Annotated in this window: 9 protein-coding genes; 2 read left to right on the forward strand and 7 right to left on the reverse strand. The window is 69.8% G+C overall.

The genetic code is table 11. The features are described 5' to 3' along the window. Positions 1-24: 24 nt before the first annotated feature. The 7 genes from AB0J58_RS22355 to AB0J58_RS22385 form a co-directional block, all read right to left on the reverse strand. A complete protein-coding gene (locus AB0J58_RS22355; RefSeq protein WP_364218345.1) occupies positions 25-1287 on the reverse strand; it encodes a cysteine desulfurase in 1263 nt (420 codons plus the stop codon). Beyond that, positions 1287-2024 (reverse strand): Fe-S cluster assembly ATPase SufC, encoded by a 738-nt coding sequence (gene sufC, locus AB0J58_RS22360; RefSeq protein WP_343981635.1) that lies wholly within the window; start codon positions 2022-2024, stop codon positions 1287-1289. Before sufC ends, AB0J58_RS22355 begins: the two co-directional genes overlap by 1 nt. A 38-nt stretch (positions 2025-2062) precedes the next feature. Next, positions 2063-2380, reverse strand: a complete 318-nt coding sequence (locus AB0J58_RS22365; RefSeq protein ID WP_364218346.1) for a non-heme iron oxygenase ferredoxin subunit — start codon at positions 2378-2380, stop codon at positions 2063-2065. Then, positions 2377-3498 carry a Fe-S cluster assembly protein SufD gene (gene sufD, locus AB0J58_RS22370; RefSeq protein ID WP_364218348.1) on the reverse strand — a complete coding sequence of 374 codons (1122 nt, stop codon included), beginning with the start codon at positions 3496-3498 and terminating at the stop codon, positions 2377-2379. The genes AB0J58_RS22365 and sufD overlap by 4 nt, the downstream gene beginning before the upstream one ends. Next, positions 3498-4910 carry a Fe-S cluster assembly protein SufB gene (sufB, locus tag AB0J58_RS22375; protein ID WP_343981594.1) on the reverse strand — a complete coding sequence of 471 codons (1413 nt, stop codon included), beginning with the start codon at positions 4908-4910 and terminating at the stop codon, positions 3498-3500. The genes sufD and sufB overlap by 1 nt, the downstream gene beginning before the upstream one ends. Continuing rightward, complete coding sequence (locus AB0J58_RS22380) at positions 4907-5698, reverse strand: metalloregulator ArsR/SmtB family transcription factor (protein ID WP_364218358.1); 792 nt, start codon at positions 5696-5698, stop codon at positions 4907-4909. The genes sufB and AB0J58_RS22380 overlap by 4 nt, the downstream gene beginning before the upstream one ends. 104 nt (positions 5699-5802) lie before the next feature. Then, positions 5803-7035 (reverse strand): multidrug effflux MFS transporter, encoded by a 1233-nt coding sequence (locus AB0J58_RS22385; protein ID WP_364218350.1) that lies wholly within the window; start codon positions 7033-7035, stop codon positions 5803-5805. Between the two features lie 246 nt (positions 7036-7281). Between AB0J58_RS22385 and AB0J58_RS22390 the strand changes: the two genes are divergently transcribed. Next, on the forward strand, positions 7282-8190 hold the full coding sequence (locus AB0J58_RS22390; protein ID WP_364218352.1) for an ABC transporter ATP-binding protein: 909 nt from the start codon (positions 7282-7284) through the stop codon (positions 8188-8190). 29 nt (positions 8191-8219) lie between these two features. Continuing rightward, positions 8220-9004 (forward strand): ABC transporter permease (locus AB0J58_RS22395; RefSeq protein ID WP_364218354.1); only part of this gene is annotated, 785 nt, incomplete at its 3' end.

Here is a 9004-nt window from a genome sequence, read left to right on the forward strand (position 1 = left end):
AGCGGCTCGACTGCTCGGGCATGACTAGGCGAACACCTTCCGCACGTGGTGGAGGCCGCGGACCAGGGCGTCGATCTCGGCCGTTGTGTTGTACAGGTAGAAGGACGCCCGCGTGGTCGCGGGAATTCCGAATCGCAGATGGAGCGGACGGGCGCAGTGGTGCCCCACGCGCACTGCCACGCCGAAGTTGTCATCCAGGATCTGCCCGACGTCGTGCGGGTGAATCCCCTCCAGCGTGAACGAGACGGTGCCGCCACGGTCGGCGAGGTCCAGCGGGCCGATCACCTTCAGGCCCGGGATCTCTCCCAGCGCACCGAGCGCGTAGGCGGTGAGCTCGTGCTCGTGCCGGACGACGGCGTCCATCCCGACCTCGGACAGGTAGTCGACCGCGGCGCCGAGGCCGATCGCCTCGACGATCGGCGGCGTCCCCGCCTCGAACTTGTGCGGCGCGGGCGCGTAGGTCGAGCGGTCCATCCAGACCGCCTCGATCATCTCGCCACCGCCCAGGAACGGGGGCATGGCCGAAAGCAGCTCGCCGCGGGCCCACAGCACGCCGATCCCCGAGGGGCCGGCGACCTTGTGACCGGTGAAGGCCAGGAAGTCGACACCCAGCGCGGCCACGTCCACCTGCTGGTGAGGCACCGACTGCGAGGCGTCGAGCATCATCAGCGCGCCGACCTCGCGGACCCTGGCGAGCACCGGGGCGACCGGGTTGACCGTGCCCAGCACGTTCGACTGGTGCACGATCGAGACGATCTTCGTGCGCTCGGTGACGAGCTCGTCGAGGTTCGACAGGTCCAGGCGGCCGGAGTCGGTGACGGAGAACCAGCGCAGCGTCGCACCCGTGCGCTGCGCGAGCATCTGCCACGGCACGATGTTGGAGTGGTGCTCCATCTCGGAGATGACGATCTCGTCTCCGGGGCCGAGCCGGAAGCGCGGGTCCTCGCCGATGGGGTTACCGAACGCGTACGCCACCAGGTTGAGCGCCTCGGAGGCGTTCTTGGTGAAGACGATCTCGTCGCGGTCGGGCGCGCCGACGAAGGCGGCGACCTTGTCCCTGGCGTTCTCGTACGCCTCGGTGGACTCGGCGCCCAGCGCGTGCATGGCGCGGCCGACGTTGGCGTAGTGCATCGCCATGTGCTCGCGCATCGCCTCGACCACCTGGGTCGGCTTCTGCGCGGAGTTGCCCGAGTCGAGATAGATCAGCGGCCTGCCACCGGGAAGCTCTCGGGAGAGGACCGGGAAGTCCTTCCTGATCCTCTCCACGTCAAGGCCGGTGTCCACCATCAGGCCGACGCCTTCGTGTAGGCCTCGTAACCCTCGTTCTCAAGCCGCTCGGCGAGCTCGGGGCCGCCCTGCTCCACGATCCGTCCCGCGGAGAAGACGTGGACGAAGTCCGGCTTCACATAACGCAGGATGCGGGTGTAGTGGGTGATGAGCAGCACACCGGTCTCGCCGTTCGAACGGAAGCGGTTGATCCCCTCGGAGACCACGCGCAGCGCGTCGACGTCGAGGCCGGAGTCGGTCTCGTCGAGAACCGCGATCTTCGGCTTGAGCAGCTCCAGCTGGAGGATCTCGTGGCGCTTCTTCTCACCGCCGGAGAAGCCCTCGTTGACGTTGCGCTGGGCGAAGGCCGCGTCGATGGACAGGGCGTCCATGCCGGACTTGAGATCCTTGGCGAACTGGCGGAGCTTGGGGGCCTCGCCGCGGACGGAGGTGACCGCGGTGCGCAGGAAGTTGGAGACGCTGACACCGGGGACCTCGACCGGGTACTGCATGGCGAGGAACAGCCCGGCGCGGGCGCGCTCGTCGACGGTCAGCTCCAGCAGGTCGACCCCGTCGAGCAGGACCTGGCCACCGGTGACCGTGTACTTGGGGTGACCCGCGATCGCGTACGCGAGCGTGGACTTGCCCGAGCCGTTGGGGCCCATGATGGCGTGGGTCTCGCCGGCCCGCACGGTCAGGTTGACGCCGCGCAGGATCTCCTTGTCGGCGACGCTGACGTGCAGGTCGCGGATCTCCAGGGTGGAACCCGAGGGAACTCGGCTCGTGTCAGACACTTTTATGACTCCTTCGAGAGCGAGACGAGGACGTCATCGCCGTCGATCTTGACTCGGTAGACGGGGACGGGCTTGATGGCGGGCGGACCGGTGGGCTTGCCCGAACGCAGGTCGAAGCACGAACCGTGCAGCCAGCACTCCAGGGTGCCGTCGTAGACCTCACCCTCGCTGAGTTTCACCTCCGCGTGGGAGCACACGTCGTGCAGCGCGTAGACCTCCTCGCCCCGGCGGACCAGGGCGACGGGGGTCTCGCCCACCTCAATGCCGATCACGCCCTCGTCGGGGATGTCGGCGAGCTTGCAGACCTTCTCGAACGTCACTTCTCAAGCTCCGCCTCGACCCGGGCGAGCACCCGCTCGCGAAGCTCGGAGACCTCGATCTTCTCCACCAGTTGCGCGAAGAAGCCCCTGATGACGAGGCGACGCGCGTCCTCGTAGGGGATCCCGCGGGCCTGCAGGTAGAAGAGGTGCTCGTCGTCGAGGCGGCCGGAGGTGCTGGCGTGGCCGGCACCGGTGACCTCTCCGGTGAGGATCTCCAGGTTGGGCACCGAGTCGGCGCGGGCGCCGTCGGTGAGCAGCAGGTTGCGGTTGAGCTCGTAGGTGTCGGTGCCCTCGGCCTCGACCCGGATGATGACGTCGCCGATCCAGACCGCGTGGGCGTCGGTGCCCTGCAGCGCGCCGCGGTAGTCGACGTTGCTCCGGCAGCCGGGCCGGGAGTGGTCGACGAGCAGGCGGTGCTCCAGGTGCTGGCCGGCGTCGACGAAGTAGAGGCCGTTCAGCTCGGCGTCGCCGCCGGGCCCTTCGTAGGAGACCGACGGGGAGAGCCGGACCAGGTCGCCTCCGAGGGTGACCACGAAGCTGCGGAAGGTCGCGTCCTTGGCGAGCAGGGCGTGGTGGTGGGAGACGTGCACGGCGTCGTCCGCCCAGTCCTGCAGGCTGATGACCTTGAGTGTGGCGCCCTCGCCCACGACGAACTCGACGTTGTCGGCGTAGAGCGCGCTGCCCTGGTGGTCGAGGACGACCACGGCCTCGGCCATCGGCTCCAGCTTCACGACCGTGTGGCCGTAGGCGGCGCCCCGGCCGGACCCGGTGAGGGTGACCACGGTCGGGGTGGAGGCGACGGCCTCGCGCGCCACCGTGATCACGGTGGCCTTCTCGAAGGAGGCGTAGGCCTGGGCGCTGACCCGGTCGGCGGGCACGTAGGCCCGGCCGAGCCGCGCGTCGTCACGGCCGACGGTCTCCACGGTGACCTCGGGGGCGGCGTCGACGTGCACGACCACGTTCGCGGAGGCCGCGACGCCCTCGTGCAGGCCCTTGAGCCGGGAGAGCGGGGTGAAGCGCCACTCCTCCTCCCGGCCGGTCGGGACCGCGAAGTCCGCCACGTCGTACGAGGCCTTCTCGTGAAGCGTCGACAGGGGTTTGGCGGTGTCGAGACCCATCAGCCGACGGCTCCTTCCATCTGCAGTTCGATCAGGCGGTTCAGCTCCAGGGCGTACTCCATCGGGAGCTCGCGGGCGATCGGCTCGACGAATCCCCGGACGATCATCGCCATGGCCTCGTCCTCGCCCATGCCGCGGCTCATCAGGTAGAAGAGCTGGTCGTCGGAGACCTTGGAGACGGTGGCCTCGTGCCCCATGGAGACGTCGTCCTCGCGCACGTCCACGTAGGGGTAGGTGTCGGAGCGGCTGATCTGGTCGACGAGCAGCGCGTCGCACTTGACGGTGCTGGCGCTGCCGTACGCGCCCTCCTCGATCTGGACCAGACCGCGGTAGGAGGTGCGGCCGCCGCCCCTGGCGACGGACTTGGAGATCACCGAGGAGCTGGTGTTCGGTGCGAGGTGCACCATCTTGGAACCGGCGTCCTGGTGCTGGCCCTCACCGGCGAAGGCGACGCTGAGGGTCTCGCCCTTGGCGTGCTCGCCCATGAGGTAGACGGCCGGGTACTTCATGGTGACCTTGGAGCCGATGTTGCCGTCGATCCACTCCATGGTCGCGCCCTCGTACGCCACGGCGCGCTTGGTGACCAGGTTGTAGACGTTGTTCGACCAGTTCTGGATGGTCGTGTAGCGGCAGCGCGCGCCCTTCTTCACGACGATCTCCACGACCGCGCTGTGCAGCGAGTCCGAGGAGTAGATCGGCGCGGTGCAGCCCTCGACGTAGTGGACGTAGGAGTTCTCGTCCACGATGATCAGGGTCCGCTCGAACTGGCCCATGTTCTCGGTGTTGATCCGGAAGTAGGCCTGGAGCGGGATCTCCACGTTGACGTTCGGCGGCACGTAGATGAAGCTGCCGCCGCTCCAGGTCGCCGTGTTCAGCGCGGCGAACTTGTTGTCGCCGACGGGGATCACGGTCCCGAAGTACTCCTTGAAGATCTCCTCGTGCTCCTTGAGGGCGGTGTCGGTGTCGACGAAGATGACGCCCTTCTCCTCAAGGTCCTCACGGATCTTGTGGTAGACCACCTCGGACTCGTACTGGGCGGCGACGCCGGCGACCAGGCGCTGCTTCTCCGCCTCGGGGATGCCGAGCTTGTCGTAGGTGCTCTTGATGTCGTCGGGCAGGTCCTCCCATGAGGCGGCCTGCTTCTCGGTCGAGCGTACGAAGTACTTGATGTTGTCGAAGTCGATCCCGCTGAGGTCGGAGCCCCAGTTCGGCATGGGCTTCTTGCCGAACAGGCGCAGCCCCTTCAGACGAAGGTCCAGCATCCACTCCGGCTCGTTCTTCAGCGCGGAGATATTGCGGACGACCTCTTCGGACAGGCCGCGTCGGGCCGTCGCTCCCGCGGCGTCCGAGTCGGCCCAGCCGAACTTGTAATTCCCGAGGCCTTCCAGCTCCGGGCGGTCGGTGACAGTCACCTTCCGGTCTCCTTGCTCGATATGTCGATCGTTTCGTGGGTTGCTGGTGATTGCACCGGCATGGACGCCGGGACCTTCGTCGCGCGATCCTTCACGCCCGGCCCGGAATCCCGGTGGGGACTCACGTGCGTGGTGCACACGCCGTCGCCGTGGGCGATGGTCGCGAGCCGCTGCACAGGAGTGTCGAGGATGCGCGCGAACGCCTCCGTCTCGGCCTCGCACAGCTGCGGGAACTCCGCGGCCACGTGCGCCACCGGGCAGTGGTGCTGGCACAGCTGTTCACCGCCGAGGCTGGCCCTGCTCGCCGAGGCGGCGTAGCCGTCGGCCGACAGCGCCTCGGCCAGGACGCGCACCCGCTGGTCCGCGGGGACCTCGTGCATCTCCGGCCGCAGGCGGGCGACCAGGCCGGCCACCTGCGATCGGGCGAACTCCGCCACGGCCTCCTCGCCCATGCGCTCGGCCAGGAAACGCAGCGCGCTCCCGGCGAGACCGTCGTAGGCGTGCTCGAAGGCGCTCCGGCCGGCGTCCGTTATGGCGAACAGCTTGGCGGGCCGACCGCGGCCGCGCTGGCCCCGTGGCCTGGCGGTGCGCGTCTCGGCCATTCCCTCGGCCAGCAGTGCGTCCAGGTGTCTGCGGACCGCGGCGGGGGTGAGGCCCAGCCGCTCGCCGAGAGCGGCGGCGGTGACGGGCCCGTGCTCCAGGATGAGCCGGGCGACACGCGCTCGCGTGCTGCGCTCGGCGGACACGGCGGAGGGCCGCACGATGGCGGCTCCCTCGGTGCCCTGCATCCCGGTCACGTATTTCACAACATCAGTGTGCCGTAATTGCTTCCCGAGTTACAAACCAATGTTCAGTCGCCTCAAATGCGATTTGTCACGCAGGCAAGGCTTACCTAATCTGCGGAAACGTTCCGCACGCCCCTTCTCAGCCCGGTGAAGGCCAGGAGCGAGACGAGGGTGAAACCGGCCAGCACGACGGCCATCGGCAGCGCGGAGTCCTCACCTCCCAGACCCACCAGCGGCGCGGCGAGCGCGCCGAGCGCGAACTGCAGCACACCTGTCAGGGCGGCGGCGCTCCCGGCGATCTGCGGGGGCTGGCCGGCCAGGGCGAGCGCGGCGCTGCCGGGCATGACGAAGCCCGCACCGCACATGATCACGAACAGCGCGGCGACCAGCAGCGGCAGGGGCAGCTGGAGCAGTGCCGTGACGAGCAACGTCACGGCTCCGGCCGCGCTCGTGAACAGCCCGATCAGGATCAACCGGGCCGGGTCGACCCGGTGCCCCGCGAGGCGCCCGCCGATCTGCGCGGTAACGGTCAGCCCCAGGGCGTTCAGCCCGAACACCAGGGAGAAGGTCTGCGCCGAGGTGTCGTAGACCTCCTGGAGCACGAAGGGCGATCCGGAGATGTAGGCGAACATGCCCGCGAAGCCCAGCCCTCCGGCCAGGGCGGGGGCCATGAAGGACCGATCGCCGAGCAGGTGCCGGAAGGTGACGAGGGTGTGCCGCAGTCCCCCGCCCTCACGCTGGTCCGCGGGGAGCGTCTCGCGCACCCCGGACAGCGCGGCGGCCAGCAACAGCAGGCCGGCGACGCTCAGCGCGACGAAGACGCCCCGCCAGGAGGTGTGGTTGAGCAGCTGCGCGCCCGCGAGCGGGGCCAGGATCGGCGCGAGACCGGTCACCAGCATGAGGGTGGCGAAGATGCGGGCGATGGCCGCCCCCTCGTACAGGTCCCGGACGACCGCGCGGACGATCACCAGCGCGGCGCCGCCCGCGATGCCCTGGAGCAGGCGGAACCCGACCAGCCCGTACACCGAGGGCGAGAAGGCGCACAGCAGTGAGGCGACGGCGTAGGCGAGGATGCCGAACAGCAGCGGCCCCCGCCGGCCGCGTACGTCGCTGAGCGGGCCGGCGACGACCTGTCCGACGGAGACCCCGATGAGGCAGGCGGTGAGGGTGAGCTGCACCTGCGCCTGCCCGGCGTCCAGGTCGGCGGCGATGGCGGGGAAGGCCGGCAGGTACATGTCGATCGACAGGGGGCCGATCGCGGAAAGCGCGCCCAGGATGAGCAGCAACAGTCTGCGCCGCGTGCCCGGCATCACGTCCGACTCGCCGACGACCGCGGTCATACCCGTACTCCCCTTTTGATCGCAGGCCACGATGGGCCCACAGGGGCCGAAGCGTCCCAACCATCAACAGGTCATCCGAATTCCTAGATTTAGGAAATTTCTGAGAAAGAGCGGCAAAGCACTGACCAGCAAAAGCCTTTCGGGAGCGCCCGGCGCCTCAGGGCCGGAACTCCCGGCCGACACGGAACGGCCCGGACGCGTGGTCCGGGAACGTGACCGGCGGCCGCGGTCCCTAAACTCGTGGCCATGGAATCCCCAGCCGTCGAGATCGTCGACCTGGTCAAGAGATACGGCGGAACGACCGCCATCGACGGCCTGACCTTCAACGCCGCCCGAGGCGCGGTCACCGCCGTGCTGGGCCCCAACGGGGCCGGCAAGACCTCCACGCTGGAGATCTGCGAGGGATTCCGCCGGGCCGACGGCGGCGAGGTGAAGGTGCTCGGGCTCGATCCGTCCAGGCCGGAGCTGCGGGCCAGGGTCGGGGTGATGCTCCAGGCGGGCGGCGTTCCCCCGGCGACCCGCTGTGGGCAGTGGCTGCGGCTGATGGCCCGCTTCCACGCCCACCCGCTCGATCCCGCGGCGCTGCTGGAACGGCTGGGGCTGACCGAGCACGCCCGCACCCCGTACCGGAGGCTCTCCGGCGGCCAGCAGCAGCGCGTGTCGCTGGCCGGAGCGGTCATCGGCCGTCCCGAGCTGGTCTTCCTCGACGAGCCGACCGCGGGCCTGGACCCACAGGCCAGGCACGCCTGCTGGGAGCTGGTGCGCGATCTGCGCGCGAACGGGGTCTCGGTGGTGCTCACCACCCACCACATGGACGAGGCGGAGAAGCTCTCCGACCAGATCGTGATCATCGACCGCGGCCGGGTGGTCGCCGAGGGCACCCCCTCCTCACTCACCGGCGCCGAGCGTCAGCTGCGCTTCCGCGCCCGCCCCGGGCTCTGCCTGGACGAGTTGCTCGCCGCACTGCCCGCCGGCAGCTCGGCCAAGGAGTCACCGGCGGGGCACTACATCATCGAGGGTCAGGTCGCGCCCGGCCTGCTGGCCACCGTGACGACCTGGTGCGCCGCCGAGGGCGTGAGCACCGACGACCTCAGCATCGAGCGGCGTACCCTGGAAGACGTCTTCCTGGAGCTGACCGGGCGCGAGCTCCGGTGACGCGCCCGGCACCCACCCCTTCACCACGCATGGATCCGGGCGCGGCCCGAGCCAGACCACAGGAGAGCCGCTTGACCACCCTGGATCTCACCCCGGCCCCCGGAGCCGCGCCGCTGCGCCGGATGGTGGCGGCCCAGACGGGCGCGGAGATCCAGGCGATGCTCCGCAACGGCGAGCAGCTGCTGCTCACGATGATCATCCCGGTGCTGCTGCTCGTCGGCCTCTCGGTCGCCCCGATCATCGACGTGGGCGGCGGTTCCCGCATCGACTTCATGGCCCCCGGAGTGCTCGCGCTGGCCGTGATGTCCACCGCCTTCACCGGGCAGGCCATCGCGACGGGCTTCGAGCGCCGCTACGGCGTGCTGAAGCGGCTGGGCGCGACCCCGCTGTCGCGGACCGGGCTGATGCTGGCCAAGACGCTCGCGGTGATCGCCGTGGAGGTCATCCAGGTCACGGTCATCTGCGGGGTGGCGCTCGCCCTGGGCTGGCGCCCGGCGGGCTCGCCGCTCGCGGTGCTGCTGCTGGTCGTGCTGGGCACCGCCGCGTTCAGCGGGCTCGGCCTGCTGATGGCCGGCACGCTGCGCGCCGAGGCGACGCTCGCCGCGGCGAACCTCGTCTACCTGGTCCTGCTCGCCTGCGGCGGGATCGCCTTCCCGCTGACCAGGTTCCCCGAGTCGGTGCGGCCGGTGCTGGAGTCGCTGCCGATCTCCGCGCTGAGCGGAGGGCTCCGCGCGGTCCTGAGCGAGGGGGCGGGACCGCCTCTCGCCGCGCTGGCGGTCCTCGCGGCGTGGGCCGCGGTGTCGCTCTTCCTGAC

Origin of the sequence: Streptosporangium sp. NPDC049644, from assembly GCF_040675205.1 — a bacterium.
GTDB lineage: Bacteria > Actinomycetota > Actinomycetes > Streptosporangiales > Streptosporangiaceae > Streptosporangium > Streptosporangium fukuiense.

Bases quoted from the DNA above. Each gene is read 5' to 3' on its own strand.
- AB0J58_RS22355 (WP_364218345.1), bottom strand. From the start codon at position 1,287: ATGGTGGACACCGGCCTTGACGTGGAGAGGATCAGGAAGGACTTCCCG.
- sufD (WP_364218348.1), bottom strand. From the start codon at position 3,498: ATGGGTCTCGACACCGCCAAACCCCTGTCGACGCTTCACGAGAAGGCC.
- AB0J58_RS22380 (WP_364218358.1), bottom strand. From the start codon at position 5,698: ATGCAGGGCACCGAGGGAGCCGCCATCGTGCGGCCCTCCGCCGTGTCC.
- AB0J58_RS22385 (WP_364218350.1), bottom strand. From the start codon at position 7,035: ATGACCGCGGTCGTCGGCGAGTCGGACGTGATGCCGGGCACGCGGCGC.
- AB0J58_RS22390 (WP_364218352.1), top strand. From the start codon at position 7,282: ATGGAATCCCCAGCCGTCGAGATCGTCGACCTGGTCAAGAGATACGGC.